The 19,639-nt window shown below is 28.8% G+C and carries 13 protein-coding genes; 7 read left to right on the top strand and 6 right to left on the bottom strand.

Annotated features, from left to right (window positions below; all coding sequences use genetic code 11):
- Nucleotides 1-366: 366 nt before the first annotated feature.
- From B0A67_RS06150 to B0A67_RS06135, 4 genes are all read left to right on the top strand, one after another.
- Nucleotides 367-1,302, top strand: coding sequence for an AlbA family DNA-binding domain-containing protein (locus tag B0A67_RS06150; RefSeq protein ID WP_123887355.1), 936 nt, complete (start codon nt 367-369; stop codon nt 1,300-1,302).
- A gap of 48 nt (nt 1,303-1,350) precedes the next feature.
- Nucleotides 1,351-1,983: a hypothetical protein gene (locus tag B0A67_RS06145; RefSeq protein WP_072962362.1), complete on the top strand. Its 633-nt coding sequence runs from the start codon at nt 1,351-1,353 to the stop codon at nt 1,981-1,983.
- The gene (locus tag B0A67_RS06140; protein WP_072962359.1) at nt 1,980-3,047 is read left to right on the top strand and encodes a DGQHR domain-containing protein; all 1,068 of its coding nucleotides are present in this window, start codon (nt 1,980-1,982) and stop codon (nt 3,045-3,047) included. The genes B0A67_RS06145 and B0A67_RS06140 overlap by 4 nt, the downstream gene beginning before the upstream one ends.
- A gap of 363 nt (nt 3,048-3,410) precedes the next feature.
- On the top strand, nt 3,411-3,914 hold the full coding sequence (locus B0A67_RS06135; protein WP_072962356.1) for a hypothetical protein: 504 nt from the start codon (nt 3,411-3,413) through the stop codon (nt 3,912-3,914).
- A 24-nt stretch (nt 3,915-3,938) separates the two neighbouring features.
- Here the strand turns inward: B0A67_RS06135 and B0A67_RS06130 are convergent, their stop codons facing one another.
- The 4 genes from B0A67_RS06130 to B0A67_RS06115 all read right to left on the bottom strand — a co-directional run bounded on the left by B0A67_RS06130 (nt 3,939) and on the right by B0A67_RS06115 (nt 11,316).
- The gene (locus B0A67_RS06130; protein WP_072962353.1) at nt 3,939-5,183 is read right to left on the bottom strand and encodes an McrC family protein; all 1,245 of its coding nucleotides are present in this window, start codon (nt 5,181-5,183) and stop codon (nt 3,939-3,941) included.
- The gene (locus tag B0A67_RS24935) at nt 5,176-8,064 is read right to left on the bottom strand and encodes an McrB family protein (protein WP_072962350.1); all 2,889 of its coding nucleotides are present in this window, start codon (nt 8,062-8,064) and stop codon (nt 5,176-5,178) included. Before B0A67_RS24935 ends, B0A67_RS06130 begins: the two co-directional genes overlap by 8 nt.
- A gap of 107 nt (nt 8,065-8,171) precedes the next feature.
- Nucleotides 8,172-10,697, bottom strand: a complete 2,526-nt coding sequence (locus tag B0A67_RS06120) for a KAP family P-loop NTPase fold protein (protein ID WP_123887353.1) — start codon at nt 10,695-10,697, stop codon at nt 8,172-8,174.
- Between the two features lie 433 nt (nt 10,698-11,130).
- Nucleotides 11,131-11,316 (bottom strand): hypothetical protein, encoded by a 186-nt coding sequence (locus B0A67_RS06115; RefSeq protein ID WP_072962344.1) that lies wholly within the window; start codon nt 11,314-11,316, stop codon nt 11,131-11,133.
- A 515-nt stretch (nt 11,317-11,831) separates the two neighbouring features.
- Here B0A67_RS06115 and B0A67_RS06110 point away from each other — a divergent pair.
- The 3 genes from B0A67_RS06110 to B0A67_RS06100 are packed head-to-tail and all read left to right on the top strand — an operon-like array spanning nt 11,832 to nt 17,533.
- Nucleotides 11,832-13,424 (top strand): type I restriction-modification system subunit M, encoded by a 1,593-nt coding sequence (locus tag B0A67_RS06110; RefSeq protein WP_072962341.1) that lies wholly within the window; start codon nt 11,832-11,834, stop codon nt 13,422-13,424.
- Nucleotides 13,425-14,639 (top strand): restriction endonuclease subunit S, encoded by a 1,215-nt coding sequence (locus B0A67_RS06105; protein WP_072962338.1) that lies wholly within the window; start codon nt 13,425-13,427, stop codon nt 14,637-14,639.
- Nucleotides 14,640-14,695: 56 nt separating this feature from the next.
- Nucleotides 14,696-17,533, top strand: coding sequence for a type I restriction endonuclease subunit R (locus B0A67_RS06100; RefSeq protein WP_072962335.1), 2,838 nt, complete (start codon nt 14,696-14,698; stop codon nt 17,531-17,533).
- A gap of 72 nt (nt 17,534-17,605) precedes the next feature.
- Here the strand turns inward: B0A67_RS06100 and B0A67_RS06095 are convergent, their stop codons facing one another.
- Together B0A67_RS06095 and B0A67_RS06090 are read right to left on the bottom strand one after the other, a co-directional pair.
- Nucleotides 17,606-18,850 carry a relaxase/mobilization nuclease domain-containing protein gene (locus tag B0A67_RS06095; RefSeq protein ID WP_072962332.1) on the bottom strand — a complete coding sequence of 415 codons (1,245 nt, stop codon included), beginning with the start codon at nt 18,848-18,850 and terminating at the stop codon, nt 17,606-17,608.
- Entirely contained in the window at nt 18,835-19,227 is a 393-nt protein-coding gene (locus tag B0A67_RS06090) for a plasmid mobilization protein (protein WP_072962409.1), read from the bottom strand. Before B0A67_RS06090 ends, B0A67_RS06095 begins: the two co-directional genes overlap by 16 nt.
- Nucleotides 19,228-19,639: the final 412 nt, after the last annotated feature.

Genomic DNA, 19,639 nt, shown 5'->3' with positions numbered 1-19,639 from the left:
AGTTGTGAGACAGCTACTTTAATTTTTTTATAGTGACCTTGGCGGTACAGAATTCGAACCATTTAATGGCAGATTTGAAAATTTTAAATGATGTTTAGTTTTTTGATTCGACGTTAATATTACTATTGGTTAATCGTGTTTGTGTTGATTCAATAAAACACCAAGTCCACTGAATTTTATATCCATGTCAGTGCCAAAATCATTCAACGAATTAAAAGTTCTTGTGATTGTTTATAGGTTTATTATTATATATTTGATAACAAATAAACCCTGACCTTTATCAGACATATCTACGCAATTTTTAATAAGTCTGATGTTGTCAGTAGTATATACTAGTTGTGCGATATTATAAAAAAACCGAAATTAATGAACTCTAATTACATTGAAAAGATATTTGACAAACCAAGAAATGAAGTTAAATTATCTGATATTGAAGAATACTTTTCAACTCCACAAGAAGAATCTTCTGTGATAGAATTTAAAAGTGGGGAAGTTGAAATTAATGATATTTTCAAAGAAATAACAGCTTTTTTAAATACCGAAGGTGGACTATTAATAATTGGTGCTCCGAGAGAAAGCAAAAAAAATCTTGGTAAAAATGTTATTAAAGTGTGCGAAGGAAATTTAACATATTCAAGTTTTAAAAATAAAGATTGGCTATATCAAAAAATAGCGTCTAATATTGTGCCAACACCAACTAATTTAAAAATTGAAGAGTTCCTAACCGAAAATGGAAATATATTTTTAATTGATATTCCGCAAAGTTTATCTCCTCCACATCAGTGCTCATCCGATGGAAAATACTATCTAAGACTTGAAAGAGATGCTAAACCTGCTCCACATGGGATTATTCAAGCTTTATTTAACAAAAGGAGAGTTCCACTATTATCTGCTGACGTAACTATAACGGAAATAGATAAACAAAATGATAAATTATTCATTAGAATCAAAAATGAATCTCAGATTCCAGCCGATAAAGTTTCTTTTATAATCGATATTTACAATGTAGCAGATGTAAATTCAACTTATAAATTTAGCCTTCAAGAAGATGTTCTTGGTAATAAATTTTCAATGTCAAATCATACAAATCAAGTTTTAGTTCAAATAATAAGTCTCCCTATTAATCTTAATATTAAACATTTTGACAAAGATTATTTAATATTTGTAGCATTTTGGTGTAGAGATTTAGATTTTGACTTTAAATACTTTACTTATTCCCCCTTTGAAAAAAAAATTGTTACTGAAGCAACTATGAAAAAAGGTAGATTATTAATAGATGAATTAAAAAGAATCCGAGAATAACATCGCACAACGGCCGTTATAGGCAATTATAAAAGACACCAATAGAAAATGGAAACACAGCAAGAGAAACATAACAATCTAAAAAAGAAAAGTCGGATTTGGTATTCCTTTAAAGAACCATGGGGAATAATTAAAAGAAAACCGATGTCATTTTTCCTGTTCTGTCTTTTTACCGTATTTGCTGGACAAATTGGAATTCTTATAAATATAATAATAAGAGTTTCGTCAGAAAAATTCAGTTTAGTTGAATCATTGTATCTTGATAGTGTAAGTGGTTCGTTTTACACATTTTCAATAGCCTTAATAGCATCTGCATTGGGACCATTGTTCGTAAACTTTGTTGAAAAGAGCCCAACTGAATTTAGGTCTATAAAGATTACAACAATTAGCATAACAATTTTTATCTTATTCTTCACTGGCATTTTCTATTCAATCTCTACTACGAATCCTGAATCGATTGGAATTACTAGTTTTGGAATTGATTGGCCTCAACTTTCATTTTTCCTCCTTGCAATCGTGGTTTCATTATTTAGTTTCAATCTATTGGAACTAGAGAACTTTAAGGACGATTATGCAGACATTAATGATGATAATTATGCGTCAGTTGAAGATGAGCTAGTAAAAACAATTGTGCAATCAGCAACTCATATAAAAACAGATAAAAAAGGCAATAAGTTATGATCAGAGCACCTTATATTGAATTTTCGCAACCTATAGGCACATTTTATCTCTCAAAACTAAATGCCTTAGATCTACTAGACATAGTTGATATTACTCCAAGAAGTGAGTCATTAGAAGCTGTCCAAAGAGATGAAAACACTAGGAGAATTAACGAAATAGCAGAATATTGCTCTGACCCAGATGCAACATTCCCAACTCCAATAATAGTAAGTGTTTATGAAAATATTTCATTTGATTCGGACAATAATTCATTTAATATTCCTAAAATAAAAATTGGACAAGTATTAGATGGACAACATAGATTAAAGGGAATTAATAAATCAGGTTTAGCTAATAAATTTGAATTACCTGTTGTTTTCATGTTTAATTTAATTGAAGAAGAAAAGGCTTATGTTTTCTCGATAATAAATAGTAAACAAACAAAGGTTAGTATGAGTCTGATTTATGATCTTTTTGAATTGACTAAATCAAGAAGTCCACAAAAGACTATACATGAAGTAGCACGATCACTAAATACAAGCAAGGCTTCTGCCTTTTTCAATAGATTGAAAATGTTAGGAAAGAAAAGTGAAGGGCAAGACAATGCTACATTATCACAAGGCACTTTTGTTAAATCGTTATTGACACTTATTTCTAAAGACCCAGAATCAGACCAGATAAAACTTAAAAACAATGACGAATTAGATAGAATAAACTCACTTCCGTTAAGAGATTATTTTATTGACAGCGAAGATGAAGTTATTCTCAAAGTATTAGAAAACCTATTCAATGGCGTTAAAAATGCGTTTATAGAATTATGGGAGAATCCAAATAATAACATCCTATGGAAAACAACTGGATTTGGGGCTATTGTAAAATCATTTAATGACATTTATTCTTTAGGTAATCAGCACAATGACCTCTCTGAAGTATTCTTCACGAGATTCTTCAGTCATTTTAAAAGGGAAATTTCGAAGAAAGACATAAAGCTAACTAGTGAATATTTCACTTCGAACGAACAACAGCAAACAAAACTTAGCAATCTAATTAAAGAATCGATATCAACTTTTAAATACGAAGAATAACTGCCTATAACAGCACCTACAAATTGGCGGTTCAGTGGTTAAATAAAGCATCGTGCTTGGAATCAAGTTTACTACTGGCAGACAAGTTTTCGTCTCCGGAATCGCCAACTTCTTGTAGCTGTAAAACGTTGACAAAGTGAACTTAATAACTTTATCTTCAATATGCAAATAATAATTATGTTCTGAAATTGAATATTTTTTTACTACGCAAAAACACTGCGTATTAAAGGATTATCTTTGATTAATAGATAGCAAAATAGATAGTTACTGATACTAATCAAAACAAAGCACCAGTTAAGGATGGAAATGTATGGTTTTGTCAGAAGTATAAGTTAGATGAAATTTTATTAAAGTGAAAAGGATATGAAAGAAAATGTTATAAAAATACAAGCCAACAATAATGAAATTAATTTTTATAGTTTTATTGGAGAAGCTCTATTGAAAACCCAAATGGTTGAACAAGCGTTGAGTCATTCAATTACTCTTAAAATGAATCCCACGGAAACAAAAGAACGAGCGGATGAATTTTTAAAACAAAACCAAAGTTATACTTTAGGCCAGGCTATTAAAATTGGAATTAAAGAGGAACTATATAATTTCTTATTGCAAGATGAATTAAAAGCTTTTTTACAGCATAGGAATTGGTTGGTTCACAAAGTTATCTGTGGAAACGAAGAAGATTTAAATGCCGGAAACATAAAAGAGGAATTATTTCAAAAAATTAAAGCTATTTCAGACAAAGCAGAAAGTATTCAACGGTTAATAGAATATGATTTGATAGACTTTTGTTCTTCTAAAGGAAAAGATATGTCAGAAACCTTTGCATTATTAAAATTACAAGAAGAAGGAATAAGAATTCAAAAGTAGTATTTAAAAACTCGCTCCTTGTTTTTATATTTTTAATTTATCGACTAAAAACCAATCTATAATCTTATCACCTATATTTTGATCTAAAATATTTGTTCCTTCTTCGAAAATAGAAATTTTTCCTAAACCACATTTATGTTTTGAATCATCTCCTTCAAATTTTTTAAATCCTTTAAAATCTGATTTATTTGAGGGATAAAGTAACATTGCCTTTGTAGATTCCCAATAATCATTATAGACATACATTTGGCGTAAATCATGAGTAGATGGTTTACTATGATCTATGTTTTTCCATTTGGTATCAATTATAAATTTTTCATTGTCTTTTTTAATTACAATATCCGGACGAATTGTAATCCCATTCCAAAGTACTTTTGAATCCTGACCAAAGATAGTTAGATCCTTAGAGAATTGTTTCAGTCGAATTAGAACATATTCTTCCCAAAGAGAATTCATATCAAACAATAATGCTAACATTCTTTCTAATCCGCTGGAAACACTTGGAGCATAATTTAAAATAATTAACCTTGCTATTGCTAAAGCAGTTTCATATGGAGCTGTTTTTCTTGATTTGGGAATTTTAGCAAATGTAGATTCATTCGCTTTAATGGTTTTTACTTCTGGAAAATCCAGTTGCACTGTTTTACATTTGCTGTATAAATAATTTCCTTTAGAACACTCTTCCACAATGCATAATGCTTGTGAAAGTATTTGATGAACTAAATGATCCTTATCATATACTTGATGGGTGGTGTAAAATCGTTCTTTATGAACAAGATTTTTACTTATATGTCCCGAAAATTCCAGTTTCCCTTTTAAGGCTTTTACATTATTGGTTTCCTTGTAATATTGTTTAATTAAACCTTGGTGAACTAGTAATTGAACTTCATTTAAAAACCACTCGAAATAAATATCTAGCAGATGAATATTTTGCTTGTTCACGTTTGCTTCACCTACTTGTTGTACTTTAAGTTTTTTAGTTACTCGAAGCATCTCAATTAAAACATTTTGCCAAACATTTTCATCTTCCTTGTTATTGTCAATTTTGGGTAAGATTTCAATTGTAAGGTCATCAACTTGAATAACTCCAACAAATTGCTTGAATTTTAGTCCTTTGTGAATTACAGTGAAATATTTACTATCGTGTAATTCATTTAATTTAACTAATGCATTAAAATGTTTTTCCTTAAAAGACACATTTTTATACACCCTTCCATAATGGAGTGTATTGTGTTCAAAAACTTGTATTCTGGAATTTCTATTAATCATTTTTATTCAGAAGTAATACGATAGCTTTTTCAATATCTTCAATATGATTAATTAATTCAAATTGTTTAGTTATTTCTGGTTGACCTAAACCATCAACAAAAGCAAATTGAATATTTTTATTGTCTTTTACCTGTACAAAACCTTGACCTAAAATTAGTGCTATTTTTTCGTAGTCATGATAAAAATACTCTTGTAGCAATGGAATAATACAATTTTGAAAAACTGCTGTTAATTCTTCTGTATTATTACTATTGACTTTTAAAAAATAAGAATGACCAATAGTATGATCTCGATCAAGTAATATTTCAATCCTGTGATTAATAGTTTCTAAAACTTCATCTAAAGTAAAATCATTAAATGAAATTTCCTCCAACAATTCAGGTTCTGGCATTATCTCTGTAAATGAAAAACGGCGTCGTAGTGCACTATCCAATGCTTCTACACTTCTATCTGCTGTATTCATTGTTCCAATAATATAAAGATTTGAAGGAACTCCAAATTCAGTTTTAGAATAAGGTAGCTTTACTCTTAATTCATTTTCTTGTCCTATTCTTTTGTCGCTTTCAATTAAAGTAATTAATTCACCGAAAATTGAAGATATATTTCCTCTATTGATTTCATCAATAAAAATCGCAAAATTACTATTTGGATCGGCTTCAGCTTTCAAAGATAATTTTTTAAATATTCCATCTTTGATTTCATAACCCAAATCGCTTTCTCCGTCCTCTAACATTGGTTTTATACCCTCAATAAAATCTTCATAGCTAAAAGATTGATGAAAAGTAACAAATTCGTAGTTTCTTATTTCCCTATCGTTCTGTGGATTATAATTTTTACTTGCTTCCAATAATTCATTTGCTTCAGGAAAATATTGAGAAAGCATTTCGGGATCAATTGACCATTCAGAATTTGCATCTTTATTGAAAAATAAAGGTTCCGATCTTTTAGATACATTTACATGCTCACAGTTCAGAACGGTATGTGCTTGCAGTTGCCCCCAGATAGTTGGTCTAACTGTTTTAGAAGAAGACAACTTATCCTTCATCCTAACAAATTCATGATTGTAAATATCATTTACTTTTGAACTTCCCAAATCTCGTACTGCAATGCTAACCACTTGCCACCATGTTAGTTCTGCTACCTTAGATTCTAAAAATTGTTCACGAGTTAAAGATGTTTCTTTAACAGTAAACATGTCAAAATATTCTTTTTGAAGAGTAAATGTTTTTCCTGTTCCAGGTGGACCATATAAAATTCGATTTAAATCCATTTTCACATTATTATTTTTGGTTACATTATCTTCTGAATTTTGACTATTTTCAAAATATTGATTCAAGAACTTTATATAGTTTTTTTTGCCTAAAATTGCCCTTGGACGATCATTACTTTTATCTTTACTATATTTTGCAAAACTTCCAGACTTATTGTAGATATTAGATTTAATGACTTCTATTTGTCTTTTATGATCCTTATTTTCTATAACAAATAGTTCAGTATTAAAATCGTTTTTATAAATTTCTTCATATTCATTTATTTCAGATCTTAAGCGATCTGCGTTTGAACTGAATTGTTGTGAAAAATAATTAGTATTCTTGCCATCATTTTCTATAAACCATTCTATAAATGCCTCTTTTACGTCCACTTTGCCCATGTGAGTCTTTATTTTAAGAATTCTATCACCAAGATTTTCATTCAAATAAATTAGAGCTTTATCAATTTTATCGAATAAATCTCTATCAGTAATCGCATAATTTGTTTCATAAGCAATACTAAGTCCATCTTTTTTATGTTTCTCTTCTATCTTAACTTTTTCAGGAAGTTCAGATTTTAATTGTTGTAGGTATTCCTTTTTATTAGATTGTTCAAAATGAATTTCAATAGCAATATTAACTTTATCTCTAGTGATTAGTTCATAATGGCATTCCAAATTTGTAAAACCATTTAGAATGTCATAAATAAAAACAAAGTGTTTTTGGCATTCCATTATTTTAAACCGTGCATTTAATTTCGAATTATTAGATAAATGAATACGATACTGTTCAACTGCTTGTTTGAAGTTTAAAATTGAAGTTACTATCTTATTGCTGTTAACCCATTCTTCAGCATTTTCACCTTTAAAGATCAGATATTTTAGTACACTATTAGTTGTATTGGCTTCTGTATTCCATGAAGATCTTTTAGAATCTTTAATATTATCATATTGCACAAGAATTTCATCTGTATTATTTTCTAAAATTTCTTTTGGAATATCATTCCACTTATTTATTTCAATAGAAACTAATACTTTGTTCTCAGGTTTTCCTTTAAACTGTTCTTCGTATTTTACATTAAGATTACTTCTGTTATTTTCATAAATTGTTTTATCTAAAATTAAAGCAAGTTTAATTTTGTTATTCTCTTCTCTAATGGCAAATACAGCTCTCATTCCAATAATGACCATAGCTTGTCTATTAGAATCTCTAGTTGCCATTCTAATTTTGTATGGATTGATTTGATTACTTAATACTATTTTATTTAAGTAATCTAGTGATTCGTGAAAAAGAGCTTGTGTTTTCTGTAAACTGTTATAAAAATCTACAAAAGAGTTTGATTCCGTTCTATTATAAACCAGCTCTTCAACAATATCAAAATCAAATACATCACAAAAACTATTTCGCGTAAGATCAGTAGAACTAAAATCTTTAAGATTAAAGTTTATGATGTAATATGTAGCTAGTTCTTTAATAGTCCATTTGAAGGGCAAACTTTTACCATTCTTTGAAAGTTGGTATTTCCAGTTTTCATCTTCTGCCTTTTCTGGCGCTGTATTAGGGGCAATATCATTCCACCAAGTATTAACTTGTTCTGGTGCAAGGTGGTTAATAAATTCTGAGAATGTCATTAATTAAATTTTTATAGATTTAAAAACCAAAGAATAATTTTCTATTAGCTAAAACATGAGCTTTTAAATGAACATCATGTTTTGATCTAATTATCGTACCGTTTTATTTAAAAAGGTAGGTCATCAAAAATATGCTCATATTGTTTCTTATTCAGCGGTTTATAGCCATTCTTAATATATTCAGATACAAAATTTTTCATAAACTGTATTTTTTGTTGAATATCTGACTCAAAATTTTGCTCTGTGAGATTTATACTTTCAATAAATGAATTAAAATTGTCCCATCCCTCACGATAAAATTTATCTAGTATAGATTCATCACTTGGATTTTGAATAACTAATTCTTGAGTTTTTGGATTAGAAAAAATTTGTGCTAGTGTAAAATTAGGTTCATAACCAATAAATTCACCAATAGTTTCATCCATTTTTTCCCTAACTGACTCAAACATAGTTGAAGTAAAGTAATCTTTGAAACGATTTTTAATGTCTTCTCCTATTAAGATATTAAGATCTTTATCCCGAATGATTTTTTTATCGACTACTATTTTTTCAACAAATAAATTATAAGTTGCTGTTATAATGTTTGGGTTCTCTTTCTTTTCAATTTGAAGCTTTATTTTTTCATTAAACAAATATTTTAAATCTTTTGTAGAAAATTCGTTGTTTTTAAATGTTTTAATTCGTTCTCCATAATCCAACTTACTTTCTTTACGTTTGAAATCCATATTGATCTCGCTTAAAAGCTTGTCTAAATAACCTATAGGTTCATTTTTTATTATTTTTAAAAGTTCAAATAAAAACGTTTTTTTATCTTTTTTATAATATTTATTAAATCCTAAACGGAGAATATCAATTATTTTTTGATCATCAATTGAGGTGCCATATTGCACAAGGATATTCAAAGTTCTTAATGAGTCTAAATATTGCTCTTTAGATTGCGGTTCGTTATTAAAAATAAACTGTTTTAACTCGTTTGAAACTTGAAATTTTGAGTCTGTTGATTTGTTAATATCTTTTGCAATTTTTATCAACGATGCAGATGAAAATTCACGTTGTAGATCAGATAATGAAATTTTTCCTCCAGCGATATTATTTCTTATGTACACTTCTGTATAGTATATTTTAGAAATTGCATTTTGATTATTTTGATAGTAAGATGTTTGTTTACTTCCAAATAATTTGCATAATACAGATTCTATTATTTCTATTTCATCTGAATTATACTGTGCTAATGTTATTTTTATTCGCTTTTGAGCTTCAGCGTCATAGACATAGATGTTATTGGCAGATGAATTTACATTATGAATTGTATTATTTACTTCATCTAAAGTACTTTTGGTTAATAACCTGTTTATATTAGGAAAAAGAATATTATTTAAATCTCGAAAACGATAATTTAGTAGTTTTAATAAAATATATTCTTTTCCAACTACATCAAATTCACTATCCAAAAAATCGGAATTGAATTTAAATTCATTAAAAAATCTTTTAACATCACGATATGTCTTTAAAAAATCTTGGTATCTTAAATCCCGAACTGTGCAAATAGATTTTGTGTGTAATATATTATCAAGATTTATATCACTTATTGAGATACTTTCAACGCTAAATAGCTCTTTAAAAGATTTATTGAAGCCTACTTCATCAGATTCTTTTTGGTTGTAAGGAAATGAAATTTCAACTAGTCGAATTAATTCATCTATGATTAATTGCTCATCAAATGGTAATAAATTAATTTCGACATTAAAAATCTTATCCAAATAATTATTTTTAGGAGTTTCAATAGTTTCTACTATATATTTTCTATCATAGCCAGCAATAAATATTACATTGTTAAAATCTGACAATGTTCTAATTAATTTTAATGTATCCATTATTTCAGGCTTTTCTAATCGATCTAAGTCATCTAAAAGAATAATTACCTGTCTATCTATTTTTTTTATATTATCATTTATTCCATTGTAAAACTTTTCCAATGTCGAATTCTCATTAAGTATTGTTCTGCCTGAACTAACGATTTTATGTAAGTCTGTGTCCGATAGTTTTAATATCGAATCAACATAATTATTAATATCACCAGATATTTCAGAAGAAAAAGGTTTAAGATTATTTTTAAGTTCTTCAAAGAAATTTTCAATTATTGCAACAGATCCCTTATTTTTCCATATCCTGTTCCAAAAGATTATAGCATTAGTATTTTTTCTTTGATATTCATTTTTAAATCTGTGTAAAAAACTACTCTTTCCGTAGCCCCAGACGGCATTTATTCCAATGCTAAACGCTGAATCAGGTTTAAAGTTTGTAACAACATCTATTAGTTTTTGTAGTATTTTCTCATTATCAATTTCTCCATCAATGAAAATTCCGTCTTCAATGAAATAAGCTTTATCTTTAGTTGTTCGTAATATGAAATTATATTTTAATTCAACTATGATTAGATTTATGATATGAAAAAGACAAATAATTATGATTATATCAGCATATCGTAATGATTCATAAATCTTAGAAAAAAAAATTAAGGAGCAGAATAAGAACCGAAATAGAAGGTATATGGCAGTTATATAGAATAATAAAAAAGTTATTTGTTTATTTTGAATAAACCGATTATTTAGAGAATATGTATAACCGATCATTAATAATCCTATAGTCAGGAAATACCCCAGTTGAAAGGATAGGGAATTACTATGGACAACTTCTCCAATTTTAATAAGTAGATTACTTATTGCCTCTATAAAAATGAGCGAATATGCGATTACTGTTATAAATACTATTATAAATTTTGTATTGACTCTAATTATTCTCACTATTTAAAATTTACGTTATTTAATAACTAATTACGAATTACTGAATTTCCTGTTTCCCAATTATAACAGCATCAAAAATATTTCAACCACTTTTTTATGTCTTAATTATTGCCACAATCAACTAAAAATCTCTAATCCCTTGTAGACTGCTAAATGCCAATATGAAATAATCAAACGTCGGAATTCTGCTCATCCTTAAAAAACCTTGATGTTGGATCTTTTTTAATTTATGCGCTTAGTTCTTTTGAGGTTTTGGGTTAATTTAATTGTCCAAATAAATATCTGCTTTTCCAAACTTAAGCAAATTACTCAAGTATACAAAAGGCTGGCTGGAATTACAAACTTCTTTTAATATTTCAGTTTTTAATTTACTTGTTATATCTGCACTACACCCATAATCATAAGCTATTAATAATATCATTTGTTCTCTTGTCAATTCTTTTTTCATATTTTATTTACTATACTACCTATCTCTAAACTGTAAATACTTTTTATAAATAAACCTTATTCTTTTACATATTTTTTTCTCTTTCATTAATCATTTGTAATATTTCTGGGCTTACCCAGGCGTAAGCTAACAATTCATTAACATGAGTTGGATTAAATACATAGCTGGTGAACATACAATGGACATTAGTTTAGCAGAATTAGCAAATATTGCTATTTATTTATTATCGTTTATACGGAAAACCGTAACGTAAAGTAAAGTACTTACAAGTCTAGTTATTAATTGACAGTAGACAACACGTATTTGTACTGTTTTTTCTAAATTTAAAATACTTTTTAAGCATAAGTTTGAAATTAGGCTTTTAAAATCTTTTTTTTCATAATCTTTGATTTAACTATAACAGGTTTTTTTATCAAAAAATAGGGAAATATGTTTTTACACTATATAAGTTTATAACTACTTTAGCCATTTATATGAATTAAAATAATTCATCTCAACAATCAGTTAATTCTACAATGTCAGACGAACAAAAGAAACTTCTACAATCACAATTATGGGCAATAGCCAATATATTAAGAGGTAAAATATCAGCCAATCAATTTCAAGATTATATTCTTGGTTTTATATTTTACAAATACCTTTCAGAAAAACTAGAAAAAAAAGCCAATGATTTTCTAAAACCTGACGGTATTGTTTTTAATGAAATAGACGAAAACAGCACCGATGGAAAAACAATTTTAGAAGCGCTAAAAGAAGCCACAGTTGATGCCTTGGGGTATTTCTTAAAACCTTCTGAATTGTTCACTAACATTGCTAAAAAAGGAAATGCAAAAATCATCAATCAAGACGATGAAGAGCAAATTCAAAGTACTTTTATTCTCGAAGATTTAGCCAATGTTTTGAATTCTATCGAAAAAAGTACAATGGGTTCAGAGAGCCAAGACGACTTTGATAATTTATTCTATGATATTGATTTAAACTCAACTAAAATTGGTAGAACAACCAAAGACCGAAACGATGTAATTGTAAAAATTCTGACAGCTTTAGACGAAATCGATTTTGATTTAGACAATACCGATGGTGATGTTCTAGGCGATGCTTACGAATATTTAATTGGACAATTTGCCGCAGGCGCAGGACAAAAAGCAGGTGAATTCTACACTCCACAACAAGTGTCTTCTATCTTGGCAAAAATTGTAACCACTCGCAAAAGCAAATTAAAATCAGTTTATGATCCTACTTGTGGTTCGGGTTCTTTATTGCTTCGTGTAGCCAGAGAAGTAGACGAAGTAGGACATTTTTATGGACAAGAACAAAACCGTACAACCTACAACTTGGCGCGAATGAATATGATTTTGCACGATGTCAATTATCATAAATTCGATATTAAAAATGAAGATACACTTGAAAAACCACAACATTTAGATTTTAAATTTGATGCTATTGTAGCCAATCCTCCTTTTTCTGCGAAATGGTCTGCCAATCCTTTGTTTTCAAATGATGATCGTTTTTCACAATACGGAAGACTAGCACCAGGAACAAAAGCTGACTTTGCTTTTATTCAGCATATGGTGCATCAGTTAGACGATAACGGTATTATGGCTTGTATTGCACCTCACGGTGTTTTATTTCGTGGTGCTGCGGAAGGTCACATTCGTAAATTCCTTATTGAAGACCGAAATTACATAGATGCAATAATTGGCTTGCCGTCTAATTTGTTTTACGGTACAAGTATTCCTACTTGCATCTTGGTTTTAAAGAAATGTAAAGAAACACCAGAAAATATATTATTTATTGATGCCAGTAACGATTTTGAAAAAGCTAAAAATCAAAACATTTTACGAGGAGAAGACATTGATAAAATTATTTCAACTTATCAAAACCGTTTAGTAATTGATAAATACTCCAATATTGTTACACTTGAAGAAGTAAAAGCAAACGATTATAATTTAAATATTCCAAAATACATAAATACTTTTGAAGAAGCAATTGAAATCAACATTGAAGTTATTGCGAATCAATTGCAATTAGTTGATAATAAAATGCAAAAGATTGACAAAACTATTACTTCTTTTTGTAATGAGTTAAAAATTAAAACCCCTTTTTAAATGAAATTATCAGAACCAAAAATAAGGTTCCCATATTTCAGAAAGAATTGGGAAGAAGTTAAAATAAAACATATCATCCAAAGATATGTTAAGCCAGTAAAAGTTGAATTGACGAAAGATTATAAACAGATTGGAATACGATCACATTGTAAAGGAATATTTCATAAAGAACTTGTTAGTGGTATAGTATTAGGAAACAAAAGGGTGTTTTGGATTATAGAAAATGCACTTATAATAAATATAGTTTTTGCTTGGGAACAGGCAGTTTCTATAACGACAAAAAATGAAATTGGGTTAATTGCTTCACACCGATTTCCTATGTATTTACCTTTTGATAATAAATCAGATGTTAATTTTTTAAATTATTTCTTTACATCACAAAAAGGCAAATTTTTACTTGAATCTGCCTCTCCAGGTGGGGCTGGAAGAAACAAAACTTTAGGCCAAAAAGAATTTGATAATTCTAAATTAATAATTCCATCAATAGAAGAACAAACCAAAATTGCCAATTTCCTTTCAGCAGTAGATGAAAAATTAAACCTTTTAAAAGAAAAAAAATCACTTTTAAAAGACTACAAAAAAAGCATAATGCAACAAATATTCAATCAAGAATTAAGATTTAAAGATGATAATGGAAATGCTTTTGAAGATTGGGCAGAAAGTACTATAGCTGATATTTGTGTCAAAATTCAAAGTGGAGGAACACCAAAATCATCAAATAAAGATTATTATGATGGAGATATTCCTTTTTTATCTATTAGTGATATGACAAAACAAGGGAAATATATTGAATATACTTCAAATAGTATTTCAGAAATGGGCTTAAAAAATTCATCATCTTGGTTAGTACCAGCTAATTCAATTATCTATTCAATGTATGCTTCTGTTGGTTTTGCGGCAATTAATAAAATTCCATTAGCTACATCACAAGCAGTTTTAAATTTAATTTTAAAAGAGAATATTTTTACTGACTTTGTATATTATTTTTTACAATATTTTCAAAAGCATCTTGCAGAATATATTACCACAGGAACACAAGGTAATTTAAATGCGCAAACTGTTAAAGGTTTCAATATTCCAATTCCTTGTTTAAAAGAACAAACCAAAATTGCTAATTTTCTATCCTCAATTGATGAAAAAATAGAATTAATTGCCACTCAAATAGAAGACACACAAGAGTATAAAAAAGGATTATTACAACAAATGTTTATTTAAAAAAAGATAAAGCCATAGTTTCAAATATATTAACGAAGTATTAATATTTTTTATAAATGACATCACAATCAGAATTAATTTTAGAACAAAATTTAGTAAATCAATTAGCTTCAAATGGTTATGATAAAGTAATCATTAAAGACGAGGATGATTTATTGATTAATCTTAAAAAGCAATTAGAAAAGCACAATAAAAAAAAGTTTTCTGATAGTGATTTTAAGCAAATACTGAATCATTTAACCAAATCTAATAATGTTTTTGACAAGGCTTTATTGCTTCGAGATAAGTTTGCTTTCAAAAACGAATCCAACGAATTGGTTTATGTTGAGTTCTTGAATATGGATTTTTGGTGTCAAAATGAATACCAAGTTACCAATCAAATAACGGTTGAAGGCACTTATAAAAACCGCTACGATGTAACTATTTTAATTAATGGATTGCCCTTGGTTCAAATCGAATTAAAGAAAACAGGCTTGGAATTAAAAGAAGCCTACAATCAAATCACTCGCTATCAAAAACATTCCTTTTCAGCCAAGACAGGTTTATTTAATTATGTACAATTATTTGTCATCAGTAATGGTGTCAATACCAAATACTTTAGCAATTTCGGGAATAAAAAACCTGACTTTAAGCAAACTTTTTATTGGACAGACGAAAACAACAAACGTATTTCTAAACTCGAAGATTTTGCTAATACGTTTCTAGAGAAATGTCATTTGTCAAAAATGATAACTAAATACACCGTATTACACGATTCTGATAAAATGCTTATGGTATTGCGTCCCTATCAATTCAATGCCGTAGAACGCATTATTGACAAAGTAAAAAACAGTAATCATAACGGTTATATTTGGCATACAACAGGTTCAGGTAAAACATTAACTTCGTTCAAAGCAAGTCAAATATTATCCCAATTACCCAAAGTAGATAAAGTAGTTTTTTGTGTAGACAGACAAGATTTAGATTATCAAACAGCTAAAGAATTCAACGCCTTCAAACCCGATTGTATTGATCCAACCAATAATACTACCAATTTGGTTCGGCAGTTCAAGGACGCAAATAGCAAATTGATTGTTACAACCATTCAAAAGTTGTACAATGCCATAACACGAGAACACCATCTTAAAACAATGGACGATTTAAAACATAAAAAAATTGTCTTTATTTTTGACGAATGCCACCGTTCTCAATTTGGTGATACACATAAAAAAATAACCCAATATTTCGAAAATTATCAAATGTTTGGTTTTACAGGCACACCTATTTTTGTCGAAAATGCTTTGTCTAAAAACAAGCAAAACCAAACAACAGCTAGCTTATTCGGAGAGCAACTGCATAGTTATGTTATTACCGACGCTATTAAAGATGAAAACGTATTACGTTTTTCTGTAGAATATGTGGGAAAGTACAAAGAACGTGAAAATTCTCAAAACGAAATAGATATTGATGTAGAAGCAATTGATATCCAGGAATTAATAGAAAGTAAAGATCGTATTGAAAAAATAACCAATTACATAATTCAACAGCATCCAATTAAAACACAAAACAAAGCCTTTACAGCTATGTTTTGTGTGAGTAGCGTAGAAATGTTGATTAAATATTACGATTTGTTTCTGAAATTAAAACAAGAAGGAAAACACAATCTGAATATTGCAACAATTTTTAGTTTTGGTGCCAATGATGAAATGATTAGCGATACTGATGATTATGATGAAAGAGACTTTAATGAGGTAGCCGAGCGACAAGAAGTTTATAATGCTTACCATAAAAGAGACAAACTTGAAAGCTATATTGAAGAATATAATAAAACCTTTAAATCCAATTGGACAACAAAAGACAGTCAATCTTTTTATAATTACTATAAAGACATTGCACAAAGAGTACGTGCCAAGCAAATAGATATTTTATTTGTAGTCAATATGTTTTTAACAGGATTTGATAGTAAATCGTTGAACACCTTATTTGTAGATAAAAATCTAAAATACCACGGTTTAATTCAAGCCTATTCAAGAACAAACAGAATACTTGGAGATAAAAAGTCACAAGGAAATATTGTAGTATTCAGAAATCTTAAAAAAGCCACTGATGATGCTATTGCTTTATTTTCAGATAAAAAAGCAAAAGAAATTATCATCTTAAAACCCTATGAAAGTTACATCAAAGAAATTAATGAAGCCTACGATAATTTAATAGCAATTGCACCAACTTATGAATCCGTTGACGACTTATATACCGAAGGTGAAGAATTAGAATTTGTAAAAGCATTTCGTGAAATCATTAGATTAAAAAATATAATTGCATCTTTTGTCGATTTTAATTTTGATGATATTATTTTAGACCAACAAGAATTTGACAATTATAAATCCAAATATTTGGAGTTGTCCGATAAAGGTAAAAAAGAAAAAGCCTCCATACTAAACGAAGTTGATTTTGAATTAGAATTGATTCATCGGGATGATATTACGGTAACCTATATTTTAGGATTATTAGCTAAATTACAAGCAACAAACCCAGAGGAAAAAGAACGCAAACAAAAAGAAATATTAGATATAGTAGCAGGCGATGTCAAACTACGAAGCAAACGCGAATTAATAGAACGTTTCGTCGAAGAAAACTTACCATTGCTTGAAGATGCATCAATTGAGGAAGGGTATGCTTCATTTATGATTGAAGAGCAGCAAAAAGCATTTGATAAGTTTGTATTAGATGAAAGGATAAATGCAGACAAACTAAAAAAATTAACAGAAGATTATTTATTCACCCAACGAATTCCGACCAAACAAGAAGTAATCGAAGTATTAGAGAATCAACCCTCAATTATGCAACGAGCAAAAATAGGAGAGACGGTTTTAAATAAATTCCTTAATTTTATTGATATGTTTTTTAATGATTAAATTTATTTTGTGGAATCTTTTTATTTTTTGGATCGGTTGGCAAAAAAACGATATGTTTAAAAATTAAATTTTTCATATTCCTCTTCTTAACTTTCTCTTTTTCTTTTGTTTTAGATGTTTAGGCACATAATCATTATAATTTTCGGTACGCATTAATAATTCAATTGGTTTCGTTTTTAAATACTCATTAGACGCTAAATTTTGGGTATTTTCTGGAGAAAGTGAGCTTGATATATTTTGATGTTTTCCATTATAGGAAATACTTTGTTTACAGCGTTCCAAAATTCCTTTTGCGCTAAAATCTTTCCCCAAGCTACTTCCATTAAAGACACATTGAGTTTTATGATCAACATAAGTTATTCCATATAACTGTCCATCTTTGCTTTTTCTTAAAACCATATTAATGCCTTGGTTTGCCAAGCAGTCTGCTAATTTTTCAGGAGATATTATTTTTTTATTAAAGAAAGCCATTCTTACGGCATTTTTTACATGACTTTTTTGTGATTGTTTTTTTATCTCATTAATCTTAAATTTTTCTTCCAAAAATTTTAATGTTGGCTTACTGTAAAAATCACTTGCCTTGATTGGCACTCCAACTGGTTTGGAATTTTTATCAATTATTTTGTAAAGCAAACCGTTATTTTTAAATACTCTAGAATCTTCAGTTCCTCTGTCAGCATGAACATTATACTGGTTTAATACGGCATTCAGCTCTGGAAGGCTTGAATATTTATATTCAAATAAAACTTTGTTTAAAACTCCATTGATTGCTTTTTTGGACTCTGCTTTTCCATATTCTATTTTCTGGGTTGCAATTAGTTGTAAAGAAAATTGTTCTCTTGTTTTTCTGTCCTCCGCTTTTACAAGTCTAAAAACCTCTTCGATTTCTTTTCTTGCAGGTTCTGACTTTCTAATTCCCAACAAATGAAGATCAATCCTTTTTCCGTCTCTTTGAATATTATTTGTAATCACATGCAAATGGGGATGTCCTGCATCATAATGCTGATAAATCAGATAAGGTTGTTTTCCAAATCCGATTTTATCCATGTAAACTTTTGCAATTTCATTGAGTTTTTCTTTAGAATGGTTTTCAGAAGGATCAAAATTTAATGATATATGTACAGCGTTTCGCTTAACGTTTTCGTTAAGCGAAGCCTGTTTTCTAAAGCGGTTGAGTTTTAAAGTAAAATTAAGCCTGTCGAGTTCCAGAGGAAAGTTAATAGCACTTATACATTCTGCTTTTCCTTCTTTTCCTTTTATCTCATTGTAGTTTAAAATTCGCTGTACTGAATTACTGGTTTTTATAATTGCAACCATTGCTCTGAGAGTTTTTGAGAGTGTATTTTAATTTCCTCTATTTTTTCTAATAGCTTCTTTTTATCTACTTCAAACCAGAATACCTGTGTTTTAAATTCCGATATAGTCTTAAAAGAATTCATCTTTTTAGCAATCTGGTTGATGTTATTTCCTATTGAATTAAGCTCACTGTTGAGAGTTATTGTTTCTTCTATATAATCATCAAAAGAAGCATTGCGGTAAGTTGTTACAATAGGTTTGTTAAATAAGTGCCTTCTTATATGGTCACTTAATTTTCGGCAGGTACTTGCTCTAAATCTTTTTTCCAGTTCGGCATACTCCATGGGAGTGAATCGCAGTCCTACAATTCGTGTTCTGTTTGAATTTTCTCTTTTCATCATCTTTCATTTTCATTATTTTCAAACTCTTTTTCTTTTAGTGTCTCCACCACCGAGTTCCGAGGTAATAGGTGGCAAGATAGGCGGTTGTTTAACAACCGTTCATCTTGCCAGACCACAGGAACGAGGTGGTCTTCGAGATTTTTATAATCCTTGAAGACTTATTAAAAGTCAGTTTAAAAAAAAATATTTGGGATTATGTCGAGGTTCTATCTTTAGAATTAACCTTACGTAACCGCTTTTCTTTTATTTTGCGATTTTCCACAATCTTTCTAATTAGTAAGTTGCAAAATAATTCTTTAAAAAAGATATAGCTACCGTATAAATAACTGTTTTTTTATGAGTAAGAAAATAAAAATTAAAGTTGTTATATTTTATCGAAAGTTTGTTTTTGTGTTAAATCAATTTATAA

Source organism: Flavobacterium aquidurense (genome assembly GCF_002217195.1).
In the GTDB taxonomy this organism is placed as follows: domain Bacteria; phylum Bacteroidota; class Bacteroidia; order Flavobacteriales; family Flavobacteriaceae; genus Flavobacterium; species Flavobacterium frigidimaris.
This window is presented reverse-complemented; position numbering and strand designations above follow the sequence as displayed.